The sequence below is a fragment of the Terriglobia bacterium genome, from assembly GCA_020072815.1.
In the GTDB taxonomy this organism is placed as follows: domain Bacteria; phylum Acidobacteriota; class Terriglobia; order Terriglobales; family Acidobacteriaceae; genus Angelobacter.
This window is the reverse complement of record JAIQGE010000022.1, coordinates 47,813-67,335: the sequence shown is the minus strand read 5'-3', so window position 1 is coordinate 67,335 and position 19,523 is coordinate 47,813. Positions and strand designations below refer to the sequence as shown.

Below are 19,523 nucleotides of genomic sequence, written 5' to 3'. Positions count from 1 at the left end.
CGGTCCCAAAGCTCCCCCGCGGTTGTAGCCTGAGGGGAAACGGGCGCCGTCCGCCACGCGAGGGGTTCGAAAGGCCTTCGGATCCCTCGCAGCGACATTGTCCATTACCATTTGCCGCTGAATAACAGATACAAGGGGTACCCCCCTCAAGATCGGTGATCTGGCCATCGGGTGATCGGGTCATCGGAAAAACCAACGCCGGGGATGACTTGAGTTAAATCCTTATTTTCCGGGGATGAACGGGTAGGGGCAGGGGATGCTAAGTCAGAAGACGCACAGGCAGGAGTGATTCCACCCCGCCACGCGAAGCGCGCGTTCGGGGACCCCGGTGCCTGTGGCACACGATTCCTCAGCGCAGGCGAGGGCGCCTGCGGTCCACACTTCTCGATAGGGATATCTCCCCTTCGGCTTCGCTCAGGGTTTCGGGCCTGCGGCCCTCAAGCAAGAACGCTCGGGATAAAGAAAAAGGCTCGAGTGGAGGAATGAAGTCGGAAGGACTACCTAGACGAAGAGACTACCTAACTGTGCAAGGCTGCGAAACTCTCGTCAGCAGCGTTTGGTCGGGGAAGGTCAGCGCGCCGTCGAAGGCGTCCGACGGAGACTGCCGCGCGAACCACTGCAGCAGCACCTGGTTCTGCGGATGGTAGGTGAAGTTGTCAATGGTCACCGGGAAGCCGGCGGCGGGATGGGTGGCCAGCGGGTCGGCCGTCTCCAGAGTGTTCTGGCATCCGCCGGCGCCCAGAGGATATTGCCAATCGGGCACCAGGTTGGTGCCGAAGGGATCGTTCATCCACTCGGAAATTTCATGGCTCATGGGAGTTACGTCCGCCAGTGTGGGGCCGAGGATGCCGGGTTCGGTCCAGCTGGCCCAGACCAGGGTTTGCACCAGTTGCACGTCGCCGCGCTGGCCGGCGTCAAACGCGGTATGGAAGCCGAGCACGCAGCAGCGCTTGGGGTCGGCCTCCGGCGCCAGGAAAACATTCATGGTCAGGGCGATGGGCAGCGCGTCCACTTTCAGGTCCGCCAGTTGCACTACGGTGTTGAGCTGGGAAACGAAGAACGCGCCGTCCACCACGGCGTACACCGCTCCGGTGCCGTGGTTGCGGTACACCTTGGCCCAGCCCGCGGGCACTTCAATGCGCAGCGGCTTGAGCATTTGCGGCGCGCCGAGCAGGGTGTGCCAGTCATCGCCCATGGCTTTGAAGAACTGCGCGCGCTGCACCGCGTCAGCAAACTGGGTGAAGCCCGTGGAGTACTGCGCGGCACGGAAGTTGGGCGAGCCCTTGACGCGCGCCAGAATCGGTTCGGGGTCGAGCACCAGCGGATCGCCGTTCTCGTCCACGTAGCCGTCAAAGATCATGGAGATGGGAAGAATCTGCGTGGGAATCTGCGTGGTGCCGCCGCTTTGCGGCCGCGCGCCAACGATGGTATACGGAACCGTGCGCCCGTCGGACGCGAACGAGCCGGAGAAATGCGGGACGCTAAAGATACGCTGCTGGCGGATGGCAGCTTCCGCCTCAGGCGAAACTTTGCTGGCCGATTCAAACCGCGGATGCGCGCCCTGGGTGAAGAGGAATTGGGCGTCGGCTTCAGCGGCTTTGCGCGAGATGTCAGGTTCGGCGGGCTTGCGCGGAGTGTCGGCGTCGGCGGATTGGGCGAGACAGGCCGCAGGCATGCTCAGCGACGCGGCCAGCAACACAGCCAGCGTAGTTGCCCATCTCGTTATCAGGCTCGACACTGCGGACAAACACACCTCTCCCGGAGGCAATTTTCTATTTTGCTCCCAGTGGAGGCATTTGCGAACATGTTTATTGTAAGTATTTGTTAATACACCACTTACTGTGGTCCGCACAGGCACGGTAATTAGACTTTCCAATAAAACAGCGGTTAAGCATCGGGAAGCGCGAAAGGTCCCGCAGCAACAGGTTTTGCGGACGAGATGTATAGTCTTGGGTTCAGCCATGAAGAACAACCATCGCCGTGAAAAATCCATTCCCCCGGATGCGGTCCGCGTGGCAGTGGTACAGGCCGCCTCGGTGGCGTTTGACCGCAAACGAACGCTGGAAAAGGCGGCAGACCTGACCCGCGACGCCGCCCGCCAAGGCGCGGAACTTGTGCTGTTTCCGGAAGCGTTTGTTTCCGGCTACCCGCGCGGGCTGGACTTTGGCGCCGTGGTTGGAGCGCGCAGTGAGGCCGGCCGTGAAGACTTCCGGCGTTACTTTGAGAGCGCTGTGGAAGTCCCGGGCGCGGCAGTTGAAGCGCTGGGTCGCGCAGCACGGTCGAACTCCGTCTATCTGGTGATGGGCGTGATCGAGCGTGAACGCGGCACGCTGTACTGCTGCGTGCTGTTCTTCGCGCCCGATGGCACGCTGCTAGGCAAACATCGCAAGGTCATGCCCACTGCTTCTGAGCGGCTGATCTGGGGCTACGGTGACGGCTCCACGCTGCCGGTCTTCGATACTCCGCTGGGACGCCTGGGCGCGGTGATCTGCTGGGAGAACTACATGCCGTTGCTGCGCACCTACATGTATTCGCAGGGCATTGAGATCTATTGCGCGCCCACCGCTGACTGTCGCGATACCTGGCCGGCCACCATGCAGCACATTGCCCTGGAGGGCCGGTGCTTTGTCCTGGGTTGCAACCAGTTCAATCGGCGCAAAGATTTTCCCGCCGCCTACCAGACGGCGTTTGGCGAAGCACCGGAAACGGTGATTTCGCGCGGCGGCAGCTGCATTGTTGATCCTTTCGGCAAGTTTCTTGCCGGACCAAACTTTGACGATGAGGCCATCCTGGTGGCCGAACTGGACCGCAAGCAGTTGCCGAAAGCCAAGTTTGATTTTGATGCGGTTGGGCACTATTCGCGTCCGGACATCTTTCGCCTGATCGTGGACGACCGTCCCAAACCGGTGGTGGCAGTGGCATCAGCCGCCGCGAAACGAAAGTCCTGACGGTGACAGCGACGCGAATCGGAGTGGCGCGGGTCCTTACTTGGCCAAAAAGTAGATTTTTTGAGGATGCAGTGTGCCAAAAAATGTCATTCTTGCGTTCTCAGGCACAAAAACCTGCAACGCATCGCAAACATTTCGCACTACCCCGGTTGACAGCCGCAGGGGTTCGACATAAGCTGCTGCTGCCTACCACCAATTGCCCCAAGGGTCCCCACATCAAATTCAAGGAGCTGCACCAATGAAATCTTCCGGCATCAGGGTATTGCTCTGTCTCTTGTTTCTTCTTTTACCGGTCATGAGTTTTGCCGGTAGCGCAGTGGTTGATTGTTCCGGAGCAACGCCCGGAGCTTTCATCACCATCGGCGCGGCGCTGGCCAGCCTACCGGCGGCCGGGCCAAATACCATTTCAGTCACAGGTACCTGCCATGAGAATGTGGTGATGTTTGGCCGGACCGACCTGAGCATCTTCGGCAACCCGACGGCAACCGTGGTGCCCGGCAATCCCAATGGTCACCTGCTGGCCATCGCTGCCTCACAACGGGTGGGGATTCAGAACCTCACCTTCGATGGTGGCCGCGGCGCGCTGGTCAATGACAATTCGCGGGTGGATTTCACCAGCGTCACCATCCAGAACAGCCTGGGCATTGGCCTGACCAGCATTGATTCTCTGGTCCACATTGCCGACAGCACCGTCCAGAACAGCACGCGTTCGGGAATCAGCATCGGCGGCGGCACCTTCTACGTGGACAGTGACGTGACCGGCACCAACGTGACCGGTAACGGGCGGATTGGAATCGCCGTCCTCACCGGGCATCTGATCCTGAATGGCGGCGACGGCGTAACTCCTGGAACGCAGAACGTGATCAGCAACAACGGCACGTCAGGCGTGGAAGTTGCCAACAGCGCGGAAGCCGACATCAGCGGCGACAACCGCATCATCGGCAACGGGGGCTCGTTTGGGCTGGTGGTCATCCACACCAGCACCATGATGATGTCGGATGGCATCATCAACAACAACTCCGGCATCGGCGTACATTGCGGAGAAACCAGCCATTGCGAGTTCTCCGGCGCCACGCAGATTAATAGCAACGGCGGCGGCGGGATCGAGATCACCGACCATTCTGACGCTTACCTTGACGGCGGGATCACCATCTCCAGCAATACCGGCACGGGAGTCCTGGTGGACCTCAGCTCGGTGCTGAACAGCCTGGGCGGCAACACCATCAACAGCAATACCGGTGACGCGGTGATCTTGAACACTTTGTCCGTACTCAAGTTTGCCGCCAATGACACCATCACGGCCACCGCCGGCAACCTGGCTCTGAACTGCAACAACGGCTCTCTGGTCTCCGGCGACGTGAGTACCTATAAACCCAAGAAATGCGGGACGGCGTTTCAGGTGAATCCGATTCACTGATTCCGGCCGTGAAGCCAAGGGCCGCAGCGATGCGGCCCTATATCCCCCTAGGGAGAGCAAAACCTTTGAAACACGGAGGAAGGGAGGAAATTTGTAATTGCCATAATCGGGTAATCGGGGAATTGAAAACCCAAGATCCGTTACGGCCTTTCAATTTCGGCGATTTTGGCAATTCTGGCAATTTTGGCAATCTACTGTGTTCCGCCTGCGCCCACGTTCTCGCCCAGCAGAAACTGCCGCACGAACATTACCGTGGCGTAGAACAGGAAATCCTGGTTTTTCTTTTTGGCGTAGCCATGGCCTTCGTCGTTGGCCATCAGGAACCACGTGGTGATGCTGTTGCCCTTCAGTTTGTCCAGCATTTGGCGTGATTCGGTCCAGGGAACGCGCGGATCATTCTTGCCCACGGCGGCAAACACCGGCTTGCGGATCTTTTCCGAGTTGTTCAGCGGCGCGGTCTTTTCCAGGTATTCGCGAATCTTGGGATCGCGTTCGTCGCCGTACTCCACGCGGCGCAGGTCGCGACGATAGGCTTCCGTATGCTCCAGCAGCGTCACCAGGTTCGACGGGCCCACAATCGGCAGCGAGCACTTGATCTTATCGTTGTACTCGTAGGCCACGGCCCACGTCATGTAGCCGCCGTAACTGCCGCCGGTAATCATGATCTTGTCAGCGTCGAGGTTTGGGTTGTCCTTGATCCAATCCAGCAGCGCGCCAATGTCTTTGTGCGTGTGGTCGCGGTTGGTGCCGTTGTCGAGTTTCAAAAACGTCTTGCCGTAGCCGGAAGAACCGCGCACGTTGGGGAAGATCAGCGCCACGCCAAGCTCGTTGAGGTAGTAGTTGTTTCGTCCCAGGAAGCCCGGGCGGAACTGCCCTTCCGGTCCGCCGTGGATGTTCACGATCACCGGACGCTTGCCGGGAAACTTTTTGGCGTCCGGCTGATAGAGGAAGCCGGAGATCGTCTTGCCGTCAAAGGTCTTCCACTTGATCAGTTGCGGCTCGGAAAAGCTTGCGGTGTTCAGGCCGCCGGTTTCGCTGTATGTCCAGCGGTCAATCTTGCCGGTGGAAATGTCCATGGAATAGATGTCGGAGGTGGAGCGTGCGGCGTTCACTACGAACGCCAGGTCGCGGCTGTTCTTGTGGAAGGTCACGCCAAAGACCTGCCCTGCCGGAAGCCCGCTCACGGGGCGATACTTGCGCGTGGCCGTATCCATCAGGTAGAGCTTGCTGAGGCCGTCTTCATTGGTGACAAACGCCAGCGTCTTGCCGTCTTCGCTCAAGTCAAGTTCGTCCACGTCCCACTTTATTTCGCTGGTCAAGAAAGTGGGCTGCATGGTGGCCAGGTCGAAATACGCCAGACGCTGAAATTCCGAATCACGGTCCGTGGCGCTGTAGAAGCCCTTGCCATCTTTGCTGAACGGACCGCCGCTGTAAGCGACTTCTTCGCCGCCCTTCGGCGTGAGCAATTTCTTTTCGCCCGTGGCCACGTCAGCCAGCCAGAGAAACGTTCGATTGGCGGAAATGCCCTCCAGCACCAGCAGCTTCTTGTTGTCCGGCGACCAGCCGGCCACGCCCCAGCCGCCGCCTTCAAGCTGCAGCAGCATGTGGTCAGATTTGGGGTCGGTTACATCCATCACCCAGATGTCGGTGTCCTTGCCTGTGCGGCGCGTGGAGGTGTAGGCGATGCGGCTGTCATTGTGGGCGAAACTGCGCCCCCCGTTGCGAGACTTGCCGTCGGTCAACAGGGTCACGTTGCCGTTGGCCACGTCATAACGATAAATCTGGAACCACTCGCCGCCGCCGACGTCCTTGGTAAAGGTGAAGTAATCGCCTTGGGGGCCATAGTGCGCTCCGCCGTTGCGGTCCGGGAAAAACGTGAGCTGGGTGCGCGCGCCGCCCGGCATCTTCACCATGTGGATCTGCGGGACGTCACCAAAACGCGTGCCGATCAGCATTTCGCGCTTTACCGGGTCCCAGGACTGAAAACCGGCGCCGCGGAATTCCCCGTACTGGTTGCTCTTTTCCGCCACCGCGGCCGGAATCGCCGGGATGTTTTCCACCACCAGGTTGTCGCCCGGCCGGATAATCGCCGGCTGCGCCGCCGCGTTGGCCTGGCCGAGAGCCGGCATCGCTACCAGCAATGCAAGCAGGAGAAGTGCTGAGACTCGCTGGAACTGTTTCATCTTTCCTCCACGTTGGCGAAAGAAGCGTAATTGCGCGGAGAGAGGCGCGTCAACCAGGTTCAGACTGCGGCTGTCAGAGTTTTGTTAGCTGGATGCAAGACTAACTGCTGGATGCTGAGTGCTGACTGCTGAATGCTTCCGCCAGCTTGCTGATCTGGTCGTACTCATAGAAGCTCGTTCCGCTCTGGTCTTGCGTCGCTGCCCCGACCATCGCTCTGCCCACGGTTTCCGCCGCGATCGAGCGATAATGCCGCAGCGGTCCCCACAGCGTGAAATTGATAAACGGCGCAATTCGGCTGGCGAAGCGTTCTCCGGGACGCACCTCTTCCCGCTTGCCCAGCAGCAGTCCAGGACGGAAAATCTTCAGGGCCCTGTACCCTAATTCGCCGAGCTTCTGTTCAAGTTCGCCCTTGGTGTGCAGGTAGAAGTTCTTGGAAGCCGCGTCGGCGCCGGCCGACGACACCAGAAGAAACTGCGTCGCGCCCGCCCTGAGTCCGTGCTTGGCTGCGGCCAGCGGATACTCCAGGTCTACGCGGCGGAACGCTTCCTGCGTCCCCGCCTTGCGGATGGTCGTGCCCAAGGCGCAGAAGAGGTCGTTTGCGCCGGCAAAATCCGCAGCGGAGAGATGATCGAAATCAACCACCTTCAGGGTCACCTTGGGGTCGGAGGGAACGGGGAACGCGCGCCGCGCCATGACCACCACTCGCCCATAGTCCGGCGACTCCAGCAGCGCCGTCAAGCAAAAGCCGCCTACCATGCCGGACGAGCCCAACAGCACCGCGGTGCGTGAATTCATTAAGTGATGTTCCTTCCCGATGCCTTGGATTCTCTGCCTCCTTGACTGGCCGATTAGCGCCAACCGCACATTATCACTCTTTTACCCGATCCACCTCTCAAGGTGGCCTGGAGAAACATACTTGGTTAATCGTATGAAAACGACCTGGATGTTTGCGAAACAGCGCTGGATCGTTGAATCCTAGCAGTCTTGCATCTGCAAGAGTAGGAATATCGCGTTGAACTTTAAGTAGTCATTAGAGTGCAGCTGCGGCCCCGAAACCAGCTTCCGCTACTTAGTTTTGGCTTTCAACATTCATCTAAGGCTTTAGGGGATCTCTCTTGCAAAATAGTTCACAAAACCGTTCTCTGAATTAGCTAATCCTGCGCTAGAATGCGTCAGCCGCTTCAAGAAATGGACCCTCAAGAGCTGTCATCGCAAGAATTAGTGCAGCTTTGTCTCGCCCAGCAAGATGAAGCCATGTGGTTGGAATTCGTGCGTCGTTTTCAGCCACTGATAGCCGGCGTGGTGCTCAAGAGCATACGCCGCTGGGCTCGTGTTACGCCCGAAGTGGTGGATGACTTGGTCCATGATACCTACGTCAAGCTTTTTGCCAACAACTGCCGGGCTTTACGCCGGTTCAACTTTGAGCACGACCATTCGTTCTTCGGCTTCCTCAAATGTGTGGCCTCCAACGTGGTTCAAGACCACCTCCGCAGCACCTACAGCCAGAAACGCGGCAGTGGACGCGACGATGAAGACCTGGAAGTGATCCAACACAGCGTTGCCGCCGACAACCGCCCTGCCGACGCCATGGAACGCGAGGTGCTCATACGTGAAATCGAGAAATGCCTGGTGTGCCAGCCTTCTGACGACAACGTTACCCGCGACTGCACCCTCTTCTGGCTCTACTACCGGCAAGGACTTACAGCCAAAGCCATCTCTCGTTTACCCGGAATCGGCCTTACAGTGAAAGGCGTGGAGAGCAGCTTGCTGCGCACGACCCGGTTGGTGCGCGAGCGGATGGGCAACCCTCCGTTAAGAAAGAAGAAGACCTCTGGACGTGACCGGCCCGGCAAGGTGGCGCGACAAAGTAAACTTAGCCCAGGGCGGCCTTCATAGGGAGGCCGACGCCGGCGTCCCGTCGCTGGAGCAAGGCGAGTGGCTCCCGCAAATGATAGAAAGAAAAGAGTTATATCGTTTCGCGATATACATCAACAAGTCTCAGCACCATCAAACCCCTGTGAAAAGGGCGCGGTTTGCGACATACGTTGGCGGTTTCAACATCATCTAGCGCTTTGAAAAGAGTCATCAACTTTGCCGCAACGTCGGTGGTTTTCAACAAAATCGAATGCGGCAAAAAGGGCAGACGGTCCGCGTTACGTTGATATAAGGGAGATGTGGGCAAAGTGGACCAACAGTTTGAGCATCTGAACGATGCTCAAGTCGAGCACTACGGGGAACGGGGTTCCTTAGCGGGGACGGACCAGGAACAGACGCCAGGTAAGGACCACGAGGATTTGGTCCAGAAGATCGAGGCGCACCTGGACGAGTGTCCGGCTTGCCGCGCCCGTGTGCTTACCTCCGCGCGCTCCCACCTCGCGCTATTGACGGACGCACCTGTTAACACGGAGACCTCTGTGAACGTGGATCCCTCTGTGCGTGCTGCTCCTCGTCCGGACTGCCCCTCCGAAGACGACCTCCGCGACCTGGCCGCGGGCCTGTCCCCTGCTGACCAGGCCGGCCACTTGCTCCAGCACGCCGCCCAGTGCGACCACTGCGGGCCGATCTTGAGGAGGTACACGGAAGACTTTGCGGACGATCTCAGCACCGAAGATCAGGCAGTACTCGGCAAACTGCAAAGCGGATCGCCAAACTGGCAAAGGAAGCTGGCGAATAAGATGGCCAGTGCGCCAAAATCCAGTTCCGAGACCGATCCTTCGAAGGAATAAGAAAACACTAGGAATCAGGACACGCTAGCCCCTAGACGCTCTTCCCCACCCCTGGCTCCGGCCATCTCCCCAGCCTGCCGCCTCTATCCTGGATCATGTATCGCTTTTTTGCTGAATTCGCGCCACACTGGATTAAAATCCGCATCAGCTAAGTTCATGGACCCTCATACTGGAGAAGTTACTCGTCTCCTCAACGATCTGCGTAGCGGCAAGAAGGACGCGGAGGCCCAGCTTTTTTCTGTTGTCTATGATGAGCTGCGTCGCCTTGCAGCCGGCTATCTTCGCCGGGAACGGCCCGATCATACTTTGCAGCCCACGGCTCTTGTTCATGAGGCCTACCTTCGGCTGGTAGAGCAAACAGAACAGAATTGGCAGAATCGGGCCCACTTTCTAGGCATCGGGGCACGTTTGATGCGCCAGATTCTGGTCGATCATGCGCGGAAACACAATGCCGGCAAGCGTGGAGGGGGAGAACAGCCGGTCTCGCTCTATGATTTTGAGGTTGCTGCCCCCGGCATCCTGAGCCCGGAGGAGTTGATTGTCCTGGACGACGCGCTTTCCAAACTTGAAGCCTTTGACCACCGCCTAAGCCGGATTGTTGAGCTTAGGTTCTTTGGGGGGCTCACAGAAGAAGAAATCAGCCATCTATTAGGGATTTCAGTCCGTACTGTCAAACGCGATTGGAGCGTGGCTCGAGCTTGGCTTTACGCAGAGATAACAAAATAGTTGCCGAGGAATGGGAACGGGTCAAAGAACTCTTTGAATCAGCCCTGGCCTTCGCTCCGCCTGAACGCGCTGCGTTCCTGTCACGGCTGAGCGAGGAAGACCCTTCACTGGCTGAAGAGGTCTCCAGGCTGCTCGCTTCCCAGGAGCAGGCTGGCGATTTTCTGCATCAGCCCCTGATTTTCGTCGCCAACTTTCTCGATGATCTCGAAGAGCCCCAGCGCTTTTCTCCCGGGGATGTCCTTTGCAATCGCTTCAAGGTCGTTCGTTTGATCGGCAAGGGCGGTATGGGGGAGGTCTATGAGGCCTTCGATCAGGAACTGGACGAACGGGTCGCCCTGAAGACCCTGCGTTTTGAAGTCTCTTCCAATGAGATGTTTACCGCGCGCTTCCGGCGTGAGATCCAGTTGGCCCGAAAAGTAACTCATCCCAATGTGTGCCGGATCTTTGAAAGCCTGCGCCACCAGGCTGGAAACGAAACCATCTCCGTCTTGAGCATGGAACTGCTTCAGGGCCAGACCCTGGGTGAGTATCTCAAAACCAAGGGCCGCCTCAGTACCGACGAAGCGCTTCCCTTGGCGCGGCAAATCATCGCCGGCCTGGGCGCCGTGCACGCGGCCGGAATCATCCATCGCGACCTTAAACCTTCGAACCTTGTGCTGGTTCCCGAGAGAGACGGCTTCCAGGTCAAGATCACCGACTTCGGCATCGCCGGCCGCTTGCCAGAGAACCCGGCCCAACCCGCTCTCACCCAGGCCAGCAAAATGCTTGGCACGCCGGACTACATGGCCCCGGAACAGTTGGAGGAGGGCCGCGCTACCCTCCAGAGCGACATTTATGCACTGGGATTGGTGCTGTATGAAATGGTCACCGGGACTAAACCATTTGGCTACGGTGGAGCTTGGAAAAGGCTGTCGAAGCCAGCTACGCACCTCCGAAAGGCGGCTCCTGATGTGAACAGAAGCTGGGAGTGGGCAATCCAGTGTTGCTTGCAGAGAGACCCAGCAGAACGTCCATCTTCTGTAGCGGAGGTCTTGAAGTTGCTAGTTACTTCGCCTCCACGTAAGTGGCCCCTACGGCTTCTTATGGCGATGGCACTCGTGTTGTCCGTAGTAATCGCAATCTTCGTCTTCCGTCCTCACCACATCAACCCCGAGGCCCAGGCCGCTGTGGATTTGGCCCGAGTTGCAATCGAGAATCTATCGAAGGACGGGTTCACCAAGGCGATCAGCGAGTACAAGCGCGCCACCGCTTTGGAGCCAAGATGGGCGCAGGCATGGGCCGAGCTCGCCTACGCGTATGCGGCAGCCAGCAACGCACGCTTCATTGATGGCAATATCGCATTACCAGAAGCACGCAAGGCAGCGAACATCGCCATTCAACTTGATCCCACGCTGGGCAAAGCGCAAGGCGCGTTGGGCTGGACGCAGTCACTTGATTTTGACGAATGGCCCAAAGCAGAAGGCTCATTTGAGGCGGCACTGCGGTCGAGTCCGGATGACGGTCAGATTCACTACTGGTTCGGTGTGCATCTGCGTAAAAAAGGCAAGTTTAAGGAAGCAGAACAGCATGATCAACTGGCCCTTAGATTGACTCATCAGCGCGATCCGAACATCTGGTGCGAGTTGGCCTTTTTATACTGGACGTCTGGCCAATTGTCGAGATTTCACCAACACATGGACGAGCAACTGATAAGTTTTCCAAATGTTAACCTCACTCGATATTTGTACGCTCGATTGTTAAAGCTAGAAGGACGTTTCAACGAGGCGGACGACGAATTGACCTTAGCCGAAAAATTGAAACTCAATCCGCTAACCGTTCTGGTGGAGCGAGCATCCTTGAAACAGTACGAAGGCAATTTTGTGGCCGCGCGGGACCTTACGTCGCAAATTGAAGCCGCGTCCGCGGGGAATGAAGTTGATGGCCTGTTACTGGCGGGTGTTTACGCTGGGTTGCACGAGAATGACGCCGCTTTCGCAGTTCTCGAAACTGCGTACCAGCGAAGGGACAATACTTTGCTCTCACTCGCAACCAGTCCGGTGATCGAGCCGCTGCGAAAAGATCCTCGCTATACCTCATTACTCAAGCGTCTTCATTTTATCGGATTAGATCATACAACAGATGGGATTTAGTTCGCTCTCCTGGAGCGGCGAGTCCAGCCAGCCAAGGCGCACTGGAACATCGTAAAGTCGTCCGGGAGCGCGTCTGTTCCAGATATGGCGCATTCCAGGAACAACTGCTCGAACCGTCTTTAGAATCACGTCGTTCCGGCTCAAATCGGCCATGCAGACACGCAACCCAGCTCCTTTCATGCGATCAATAATCACCTTCACTTGTTCCCCTGGGTTTAGCGGTGTCGGTTCTTGGGGTGCTTCGATTTCGGAGGTGGGTGACAGGTAATTCTGTTTATCAATGGAGTGAGCCAGCCAAGCTTTCAGCTCCACGTCGACCGCCTGTTTATGAACCGCCCCGAACCAGAGTTGGCCCACTTCGCTGGCGGCTTTCCAGGCGGCGATTCGCGGCGAGAGATGGCTGGCTCCTGCGTACAATAGCTCCGTGCCGTCAAAGCGCGGTGCAGCAGAAACATAAGTCGGAATGCCGAGGTCCGTTGTGCAATCCAACAGGAAAAAGTCGCGGCCTATTCTGCGCAGGTCATCGCGCACGCCGACCAATTCCGGCATGTCAAACGATTCAAGTTTGACCGAAGGGCGCCTAATGCGGTTATACCACCAGAGTGCCATCGCATCGCGCTCAATCCATTCCAATAGAGCGTGGACCAGGGCGTCCTCGACAGTCCATCCGCTGCCACATCCAATGGTGTCCGCGCGCGCATATTCGGGCTCTCCGGCGCGAAACATGTACCACATCAGGACGCAAGCGGCGGGCAACCGGATCTCGGTGCCACCTGTCAGATCGAGCCCCGGGAACCAGTCGATCGCTTGCGTGGGATCAAAGCGTTCGCCGACGAAGTAGCGCTCGTCGGCTGTGCGATTCCATTCCTCCCGGGATTCATATTGTTGTTCGCTGTAAAGCAGGATTTCTCGAGGGTCCACTCCGGGAACATCCCCGAGGCGGGCGCGCTGCAATGGTTCATCGCCGCGATAGATGAGGCTGTAACGTTCCAGCGCTTCTCCGATGCATCCCTGTTCCGCTTCTTCGCGAGTCCTGCCGCGTCCATGAGACTCCTGCGCTTTTAGTAAAGGCCGGGCGTGGCCTAAGGGAAGTGGACTTGCCCAGGTTGCCAGCGCCCTGTAGGCGCCAGCCGTGCGGGTTGTGGTGATCTCCATTTTCTTAACAATCCCGGTAAGGGAACTGCAATGAATTCGCAACCCCCAAGCCCCAGAGACCGTAACTGCAGAGCACTTTGGGCAGTCACGCAAGGGATAAACGGGATGGATCGAACGACTCTGTTGGGAAAGGTCAAAGGTCCGGATCGCGCACCGCAACTCCTGTTGAGCATTGCGTGTCGAGAGTACTTGATCAATCAAGTCTGCCGCCGCGCGCGCCTCAGCCCGGCCGGGCCAGGAAGAAGAGGAAACGTTGAGATCGGTGTTTGAGATCGAAAGCCAATGGCCCAAACAGGCAAAACACGCGGACGCTCCCGGCTGATAAAGCGGACCAATCGTGATAAAGCCTTTCCTTGCAATGACCAGAAGAGCAGCAGCGTTTCCCGTCGCCTGTAGGCCCGTGAGGTCAGCCAAACCAAACCCAATGATGATGCGCAGATAGGGCTCAATGAAGGCTATTCGACGAAGAAGCTCTTCGCGAAAAGGTAAAGCACCTCGGTTTTCGTTCAAAAAGATAACGATCGACATAAACGAGTGCAGTGCGGAGGTTGATGAAAAATCCGCATGGAAAACTTGCGATTTTGACCCCGGTTGATCGGTGATAGTAAGCGGTATCCGCGCACAAAGCAACCATCGCAAGACCAGAAAAGGCATGAGAGGAGGCAGAAAATGGGATTACTACCGCACCCCAATGGAGTAACGCTCAAGTTCGTCGAAAAGGATGGAGTGACGCCAAGGGGCCCTGGCAGTGTATTTGCCAAGCACGTGAAGTTTTTCTCCACACCGCGTGTACAACTCCGAGGACAGCCGGACCCGCCAAGCCCGGGGCCAGGGCTCGGTTCCAAAGACTGGCTGACAGACGTGCTTGTCGCGGATACCTCGGCAAAGCTGGCCGCTATGAAGGCCCACCACACGCTCGACGCAATGACGTCAACTTCGAGTTTGCAGGTGCATGTCCTGTGGGACACCCATGACAGCTCGGGAGAAGAACAAGAAAGCGTTACGTTGGCGCCACTGCAGAACCTCACACAGCATCCAGGTGACGATCGCGCCATTACCGACACATTGCTGGTGCTTCCTGGGGATGCTGACATTGCTCTGTTAAGCGTGGACCCCAGCAACGGGGTTGTAATTGATGCGCTCAAAGCCTTCAAAGCTCTTAAGACCAGCAGCGCAGCCACCGCCAAGAAACCCTAAGCACGCTGCCAGATGAAGGGATCGGGGACATCAGTCGTCGGAGTAATTCTTTCTGCGCAAAATGTCCCCATTTCTCTGGTACTTCAGCATTTGGCGGTACAGGCAAGTATCATGTTGCGTCTGCAAGAAATCTTTTGTGCTAAGGCAGGCCTTTACCTAGCCCAGAAAGGAGTCGAAAATGGGTGTTAGAGCAAGTCAAGCTGGAGTAACACTGCAGTTCTTGAAGGCAGACGGTACGCCGGATACAAGTAAGCCAAGAGTTACTGGCGAATTTGCCTATTTTTTCTCTCTTCCCAGGCCTGAAGCGCCCAATGATACAGACCCGATCCACGGGTCGCCGGACTGGCTTACCGATATTATCGTTGTAGACAACCCCGCTAAGCTGGCCCAGATGCCGCTAACTCAGACCGGGATCCTGTTAACGTCTGCAGCGAGTAAGATGGTCACGGTTCGATGGGATGCTAACGGCAGGAGCGGCTCTGTGTCGTACTGCCTGACCTTATGCGAGGGAATTGACGGCCAATACCAGGGCGAAGAACGCTACTACGCTTACGCCGTCAAAATCCTTCCTTATGGCACGGACATCAGAAACCTTCCGGGACTATGGCCGGATTGGGTTGCAGCAACGCGCAAGTTTGTAACGCAGTCAGCACGTCTTGCGCCGGATTCAACCAAAAGATAGCACGTAACCCGTAGTTTGATCCCGATTGAAGGGACGCGTCCCATTTTTGGCCGGACGTGTCCCTTTTTGCGCTGAAATTGCGCATTTCCGACTAGAAGCCACAGATCAACTATCAGGGGCGGCCACTTTCCCCTCGAGGACGGTCTGGGCCAAAAAAGGAAATGCCATGAAAGACCATGATGCATATGGAAAGTTGCGCGACTTTCAATTCGCCGTCTCGGTTGGTTACCCCGCCCTTCAGGGTATAGAGGTTTTTCGTCTGCTGCACACCTGTCTACACTCCAATGACCAAGCCTCCTGGTCCGAATTCGTCCGCCGTACCCAGCCGGTGATTGCCGGCGTCATCGTCAAGGCCATGCGTCGCTGGAGAAGTCCTTCCCCCGCCACGGTCGACGATCTGGTCCAGGAGACCTATCTCAAGCTCTGCGCCAACGATTTCAAGGCCCTGCGCGAGTTCGACTGTGAGCATGACAACGCGCTGTATGGGTTTTTGAAGGTCGTGGCATCCCATGTTGTCCACGACTACTTCCGCAGCTCTTACAGCCAGAAGCGTGGTAGTGGCAAGGAAGCCGAGGAATTGGAGCCAGCGAGCACGAGCCGCGCTGACGGCAGCGCATCCATGCGTAATATGGAGCGGGAAATCCTGTTCCAGGAAATCAGCGAGTGCCTTGAAGTCCGCGCAGCCGGCCCAAATTTCGCGCGAGACTACGCCATCTTTTGGTTGTATTACGTTCAGGGCTTCACGGCCAGGGCCATCGCCCGCCTTCCTCGCATCGGGCTGACTGTCAAGGGAGTGGAAAGCACTCTCTTGCGCCTGACTCGCTTGGTGCGCGAAGGACTGACCGGCAAGTCCTCCACGGACGACGACTAGAAACCCAACTACCCAAGCGCGTTCTCCCCTTCAGCTTGGCAACAAGCCCGCAACGCGCCTTTGCGGCATCCCTGCTTTGCGGTATCCTCCTCCTTCCCCCCAGGAGGATACCGTGCCCTCATTTCTACACCGCGTGCTCGCCATCACAGCCCTTTTTGCCGTAGCTGCTTTTGCCCAGCAGCCGCCGCAGCCCAAGCAACCGCCGCAAGCCTCGGCGAAGCTATCATCTCCACAGCGCACCCCTCATGCCACTATGCAGCCCCAGCCCGCTCCGCTGGCCACGGTCGCCCCGGATCTGCTGCAATCCCTCCACTGGCGCTCCATCGGGCCCTACCGTGGTGGACGCACGCGCGCCGTTGCCGGGGTGCCGAGTCAGCCCAGCGTGTTTTACATCGGCGTGTGCAATGGCGGAGTGTGGAAGACCAACGACTACGGTCGCACCTGGAAGCCGATCTTTGACGACCAGCCCTCCGGGTCGATCGGAGCTGTCGCAGTGGCGGCGTCGGACCCGAATGTGGTGTACGTCGCCAGCGGCGAAGGGCTGCATCGCCCGGATCTCTCCGTCGGCGACGGTATTTACAAATCCACTGACGCCGGCAAAACGTGGACGCACCTCGGCTTGCGCGATGGCCAGCAGATACCCGGCCTCGCGGTTGATCCGCGCGATCCGAATAAGGTGTTTGCGGCGGTCGCGGGGCATCCCTACGGGCCCAACGCTGAGCGTGGCTTGTATCGCTCCACCGACGGCGGCCAGAGCTTCCAAAAGGTGCTGCCGATAGAAGACAAAAACGCGGACGCCAAGAATTCAGAGGGCAAGAACAAAGACGTAAACGAAAACGTCGGCGCTGACGACGTCCTGATTGATCCCACGGACTCCAACATTGTTTACGCCACGCTGTGGGAAGCGCGCCAGGGGCCGTGGGAGAACGGCGCGTGGAACGGCTCGCGCGGCGGCATCTTCAAATCCACTGACGGCGGCGCCACCTTCCAGCAGCTTGCGGGCGGCCTGCCGAAAGAAATCATTCAGGCGCACATCGCCATTTCAGATAGCGACCCCAAACGCCTGTTCGCGTCGGTGGGATTCAAGCCGGCGAGCGTGGCGCTGTTCCGCTCGGATGACGCCGGCGCGACCTGGACGCAAGCGACGACGGACACGCGTCCGGCGGGACGCATCGGCGGCGGTGACTTGTCAGTCCCGCGTTTTGATCCCAAGAACCCTGACACCGTCTACGTCACCAGCACGGTCACCTGGAAGTCCACCGACGGCGGCAAGACGTGGACCGGCTTCCGCGGCGCTCCCGGTGGCGACGACTACCAGGGCATCTGGATCAATCCCAACGATCCCAAGACAATCATCCTCACCAGCGACCAGGGCGCCATTGTCAGCGTCAACGGCGGCGAAACATGGAGCAGCTGGTACAACCAGCCCACCGCGCAGATGTATCACGTGAACGCCGACAACGCGTTTCCCTATCGCCTGTGCAGCGGCCAGCAGGAGAGCGGTTCGGCATGCGTCTCCAGCCGTGGCGATGACGGGCAGGTGACCATCCGCGAGTGGCATCCCGTGGCAGCGGAAGAATATGGATACGTGGTCCCCGACCCGCTCAATCCCGACATAATTTATGGCGGCAAGCTCACGCGTTACGATCGCCGCACCGGCCAGGCACAGAACATCATGCCCAAGCCGTTTCGCGGACCGGATTTCCGCGTGCTGCGCACTGAGCCAATCGTCTTCTCTCCGATTAATCCGCACATTCTTTACTTCGCGACGAACACTCTGTGGAAGACCGCCGACGGCGGACGCAACTGGCAGCAGATCTCGCCCGACCTGACGCGCAAGGACTTTGAAGTCCCGGCAACCATCGGCAAGTTTCGCTCCGAGCCCACGGCCAAAGCCACGCAGCGCGGCGTGATTTACGCGGTTGCGCCGTCACCGCTGGACATCAACCGCATATGGGCGGGCACGGACGATGGCCGCATCCACCTGACCACCGACGGCGGCGCCCACTGGACGGAAGTCACGCCGCTTGGCATGACGCCGTTCCAGAAAGTTTCCATCATTGAGGCCAGCCATTTTGACGCACAGACCGCGTACGCGGCCATCAATACCATTCGCCTGGACGATCTGCGTCCGCACATCCTGCGCACGCGCGATGGCGGCAAGACGTGGACGGAGATCGTCAACGGCATTCCGGCCAATGAAAACGTGAACGCCGTGCGAGAAGATCCCGTCCGCCGCGGACTGCTGTTCGCCGGGACGGAGCGCGCCGTGCACGTTTCGTTTGACGATGGCGACCACTGGCAGTCACTGCGGCTGGACATGGCGCCCAGTTCCGTGCGCGACGTCATCATCAAGAATGATGATCTCGTCGCCGCGACGCATGGCCGCGGCTTCTGGATCCTGGATGACATCACGCCGCTGCGGCAAATCGAGCCGAAGACGATTTCGGCGGAAGCGCACCTGTTCAAGCCGCAAACCGCGATTCGCGTCCGCTGGAACATGAATACTGACACGCCGCTGCCGCCGGACTTCCCTGCCGGAGAAAATCCGCCGGACGGCGCGGTCATCAACTACTACTTGCAGTCAGCGGCGAGCGGGCCGGTGACTATTGAGATTAAGGACGCGGCGGGCAAAGCTGTCCGCAAGTATTCGAGCGCGGACAAACCAGATCCGGTTGATCCGATGCTCAACATTCCCACGTACTGGGTGCGGCCGTCCCAGGTGATGTCCGCCGCGGCGGGCATGCATCGCTGGCTATGGGACATACATTATGCGCCGCTACCCGGCGTTGAAGCTGAGTATCCCATTGCCGCCGTGGCCCACAACACTGTGCCCCAGCCTACCGGGCCGTGGGCCATGCCGGGCCAGTACACGGTTGTGCTCACCGCCAACGGCAAGAGCTACTCGCAGCCCCTTACTCTCAAAATGGACCCGCGGGTGAAAACGCCTCTGGTTGGATTGCAGCAGCAGTTCAAGCTTTCCCAGCAGCTTTACACACAGTTGCTGGCGTTGTCGCCGGCAGCGGAGGAAATTGCAGCGATTCGCAAACAACTTAAAGACGTCCTGAAAACCGCGCAGGGTGATACGCTGGCCGCGGTCAACGCGCTTGACCAGAAGCTGCAAACGCTGGCCGGTGGCGGAGGCCGCAGGCCTGGCGCCGGGACGGACGCTCCGTCGCTGGGAGGATTGAAGACGCGCTATCTGGCGCTGCTTAACGTGCTGCAGGAAGCCGACGACACGCCCACCACGCAAGCGGCCGCCGCCATCCCTGAACTTGAAAAGCAAGTTGCGCCACTCATGAAACAGTGGCGGGAGATCGAAGAGAAAGAAATTCCCGCGCTGAATCAACAGTTGAAGAAAGCCAACCTGCCGGAAGTAAAGCTGCAGTCGGCTTCGCTCCCAGCGCGGGCGACCGCGACGGCGAGGGACAAGGACGAAGAATAACAGCGGTTGACGCGATCGTGTACGTCCACGCTGAAAAAGAAAA

The 19,523-nt window shown here is 58.4% G+C and carries 14 protein-coding genes; 10 read left to right on the top strand and 4 right to left on the bottom strand.

Features of this window, described 5'->3' with window-relative positions:
* Nucleotides 1-514 precede the first annotated feature (514 nt).
* Nucleotides 515-1,738: a hypothetical protein gene (locus LAO20_21400; GenBank protein MBZ5533995.1), complete on the bottom strand. Its 1,224-nt coding sequence runs from the start codon at nucleotides 1,736-1,738 to the stop codon at nucleotides 515-517.
* Between the two features lie 223 nt (nucleotides 1,739-1,961).
* On the opposite strand from LAO20_21400, the gene LAO20_21395 reads away from it, so the two are divergent.
* Entirely contained in the window at nucleotides 1,962-2,948 is a 987-nt protein-coding gene (locus tag LAO20_21395; protein MBZ5533994.1) for a nitrilase, read from the top strand.
* 238 nt (nucleotides 2,949-3,186) lie between these two features.
* On the top strand, nucleotides 3,187-4,365 hold the full coding sequence (locus tag LAO20_21390) for a right-handed parallel beta-helix repeat-containing protein (GenBank protein MBZ5533993.1): 1,179 nt from the start codon (nucleotides 3,187-3,189) through the stop codon (nucleotides 4,363-4,365).
* Nucleotides 4,366-4,556: 191 nt separating this feature from the next.
* On the opposite strand, the gene LAO20_21385 is transcribed toward LAO20_21390, so the two are convergent.
* Together LAO20_21385 and LAO20_21380 are read right to left on the bottom strand one after the other, a co-directional pair.
* Nucleotides 4,557-6,494 (bottom strand): prolyl oligopeptidase family serine peptidase, encoded by a 1,938-nt coding sequence (locus LAO20_21385; GenBank protein ID MBZ5533992.1) that lies wholly within the window; start codon nucleotides 6,492-6,494, stop codon nucleotides 4,557-4,559.
* A 154-nt stretch (nucleotides 6,495-6,648) separates the two neighbouring features.
* The gene (locus tag LAO20_21380; protein ID MBZ5533991.1) at nucleotides 6,649-7,344 is read right to left on the bottom strand and encodes an oxidoreductase; all 696 of its coding nucleotides are present in this window, start codon (nucleotides 7,342-7,344) and stop codon (nucleotides 6,649-6,651) included.
* Between the two features lie 393 nt (nucleotides 7,345-7,737).
* Here LAO20_21380 and LAO20_21375 point away from each other — a divergent pair, with 393 nt between their 5' ends.
* The 4 genes from LAO20_21375 to LAO20_21360 all read left to right on the top strand — a co-directional run bounded on the left by LAO20_21375 (nucleotide 7,738) and on the right by LAO20_21360 (nucleotide 12,130).
* The gene (locus LAO20_21375; protein ID MBZ5533990.1) at nucleotides 7,738-8,445 is read left to right on the top strand and encodes a sigma-70 family RNA polymerase sigma factor; all 708 of its coding nucleotides are present in this window, start codon (nucleotides 7,738-7,740) and stop codon (nucleotides 8,443-8,445) included.
* Nucleotides 8,446-8,732: 287 nt separating this feature from the next.
* The gene (locus tag LAO20_21370; GenBank protein MBZ5533989.1) at nucleotides 8,733-9,275 is read left to right on the top strand and encodes a hypothetical protein; all 543 of its coding nucleotides are present in this window, start codon (nucleotides 8,733-8,735) and stop codon (nucleotides 9,273-9,275) included.
* 156 nt (nucleotides 9,276-9,431) lie between these two features.
* Nucleotides 9,432-10,001, top strand: coding sequence for a sigma-70 family RNA polymerase sigma factor (locus tag LAO20_21365; protein ID MBZ5533988.1), 570 nt, complete (start codon nucleotides 9,432-9,434; stop codon nucleotides 9,999-10,001).
* The gene (locus tag LAO20_21360) at nucleotides 9,974-12,130 is read left to right on the top strand and encodes a protein kinase (GenBank protein ID MBZ5533987.1); all 2,157 of its coding nucleotides are present in this window, start codon (nucleotides 9,974-9,976) and stop codon (nucleotides 12,128-12,130) included. Before LAO20_21365 ends, LAO20_21360 begins: the two co-directional genes overlap by 28 nt.
* Here the strand turns inward: LAO20_21360 and LAO20_21355 are convergent.
* Nucleotides 12,104-13,939 carry a TOMM precursor leader peptide-binding protein gene (locus LAO20_21355; protein MBZ5533986.1) on the bottom strand — a complete coding sequence of 612 codons (1,836 nt, stop codon included), beginning with the start codon at nucleotides 13,937-13,939 and terminating at the stop codon, nucleotides 12,104-12,106. The two genes, LAO20_21360 and LAO20_21355, sit on opposite strands and share 27 nt — an antisense overlap.
* Nucleotides 13,940-13,954: 15 nt before the next feature.
* On the opposite strand from LAO20_21355, the gene LAO20_21350 reads away from it, so the two are divergent.
* The 4 genes from LAO20_21350 (at nucleotide 13,955) to LAO20_21335 (ending at nucleotide 19,480) form a co-directional block, all read left to right on the top strand.
* Nucleotides 13,955-14,482 (top strand): hypothetical protein, encoded by a 528-nt coding sequence (locus LAO20_21350; GenBank protein MBZ5533985.1) that lies wholly within the window; start codon nucleotides 13,955-13,957, stop codon nucleotides 14,480-14,482.
* Nucleotides 14,483-14,660: 178 nt separating this feature from the next.
* The gene (locus tag LAO20_21345; protein ID MBZ5533984.1) at nucleotides 14,661-15,164 is read left to right on the top strand and encodes a hypothetical protein; all 504 of its coding nucleotides are present in this window, start codon (nucleotides 14,661-14,663) and stop codon (nucleotides 15,162-15,164) included.
* A 166-nt stretch (nucleotides 15,165-15,330) separates the two neighbouring features.
* Nucleotides 15,331-16,035, top strand: a complete 705-nt coding sequence (locus LAO20_21340) for a sigma-70 family RNA polymerase sigma factor (protein ID MBZ5533983.1) — start codon at nucleotides 15,331-15,333, stop codon at nucleotides 16,033-16,035.
* Nucleotides 16,036-16,288: 253 nt separating this feature from the next.
* The gene (locus LAO20_21335; protein ID MBZ5533982.1) at nucleotides 16,289-19,480 is read left to right on the top strand and encodes a glycoside hydrolase; all 3,192 of its coding nucleotides are present in this window, start codon (nucleotides 16,289-16,291) and stop codon (nucleotides 19,478-19,480) included.
* Nucleotides 19,481-19,523 lie beyond the last annotated feature (43 nt).

Bases quoted from the DNA above. Each gene is read 5' to 3' on its own strand.
- LAO20_21350 (MBZ5533985.1), top strand. From the start codon at position 13,955: ATGGGATTACTACCGCACCCCAATGGAGTAACGCTCAAGTTCGTCGAA.
- LAO20_21380 (MBZ5533991.1), bottom strand. From the start codon at position 7,344: ATGAATTCACGCACCGCGGTGCTGTTGGGCTCGTCCGGCATGGTAGGC.
- LAO20_21390 (MBZ5533993.1), top strand. From the start codon at position 3,187: ATGAAATCTTCCGGCATCAGGGTATTGCTCTGTCTCTTGTTTCTTCTT.
- LAO20_21335 (MBZ5533982.1), top strand. From the start codon at position 16,289: ATGCAGCCCCAGCCCGCTCCGCTGGCCACGGTCGCCCCGGATCTGCTG.
- LAO20_21375 (MBZ5533990.1), top strand. From the start codon at position 7,738: ATGGACCCTCAAGAGCTGTCATCGCAAGAATTAGTGCAGCTTTGTCTC.
- LAO20_21345 (MBZ5533984.1), top strand. From the start codon at position 14,661: ATGGGTGTTAGAGCAAGTCAAGCTGGAGTAACACTGCAGTTCTTGAAG.
- LAO20_21385 (MBZ5533992.1), bottom strand. From the start codon at position 6,494: ATGCCGGCTCTCGGCCAGGCCAACGCGGCGGCGCAGCCGGCGATTATC.
- LAO20_21355 (MBZ5533986.1), bottom strand. From the start codon at position 13,939: ATGCCTTTTCTGGTCTTGCGATGGTTGCTTTGTGCGCGGATACCGCTT.
- LAO20_21365 (MBZ5533988.1), top strand. From the start codon at position 9,432: ATGGACCCTCATACTGGAGAAGTTACTCGTCTCCTCAACGATCTGCGT.
- LAO20_21340 (MBZ5533983.1), top strand. From the start codon at position 15,331: ATGAAAGACCATGATGCATATGGAAAGTTGCGCGACTTTCAATTCGCC.
- LAO20_21395 (MBZ5533994.1), top strand. From the start codon at position 1,962: ATGAAGAACAACCATCGCCGTGAAAAATCCATTCCCCCGGATGCGGTC.